This window comes from Oceanobacillus locisalsi (assembly GCF_042675985.1).
Lineage (GTDB): Bacteria > Bacillota > Bacilli > Bacillales > Amphibacillaceae > Oceanobacillus > Oceanobacillus locisalsi.
The window spans coordinates 1-795 of the sequence record NZ_JBHTKK010000064.1; the positions used below are offsets into that span (position 1 = coordinate 1).

The following is a 795-nucleotide window of genomic DNA, read 5'->3' on the forward strand; positions in this document are numbered from 1 at the left end:
AACACTCCGAGGGCGTTAATTCCCGTGTAACTCACGGTACATATTAGCCGTGTCTTGTTCGTGACTATACGGCTAATCTTGAAAGGTTGATACTAGCGTTCATGTCCCTGTCGATTCGATTGCCACATTCACATTTCATCTTCCGATCTGACAGTTTCAGTGTTTTATCAATCACACCACACTCACAACATGTTCTTGACGAAGGATACCAACGGTCTGCCACGACAAGTGAAACACCCGACTGATTTGCCTTGTAAGTCAGTTGTCTGCGGATTTCACGAAAATTACATTTTGCAACGTGGTCAGCTAAGTGCTTGTTCTTCATCATACCCCGAACGTTTAAATCCTCCATGACAATGTGGGATGGTTTGGTTCTCACAATCTCACTCGTCATTTGATGTATATAGTTCGTTCGGATATTGTTCAAACGTGTTTGCAACCTTGCTATCTCTTTTTCGGTTTTTATAATGTTGCACGTTTTCCGATATCGGCTTCCCTCCTTATTCATTTTGTATTTACGAGAAACCTGCCGTTGCAACCTTCGTAGACGTTTCTCCATCTTTCTAACTTCGTGCTTTTGATTGATATTGACATACACCGAGCCATCACTGACCGTTGCCAACGTCTTAATACCCAAGTCAATGCCTATTGGCTCATTTACAGGTGTTGAATAATCCGGTGAATCGGGTATCTCAACCGTTATGCTGACGAACCAGTGCAATCCTTCTCGGCTGACACGGTAAGACAGCGGTTTGAACTCGATAGGTAAATACCCTCTTTCATCATTATATCGGT

1 protein-coding gene is annotated in these 795 nt (G+C 43.0%); it reads right to left on the reverse strand.

Going from position 1 to position 795, the window contains the following annotated elements:
* Positions 1–64: 64 nt before the first annotated feature.
* Positions 65–795: RNA-guided endonuclease InsQ/TnpB family protein (locus ACFQ19_RS20290; protein ID WP_379594677.1), on the reverse strand; the 731-nt coding region annotated here is incomplete at its 5' end.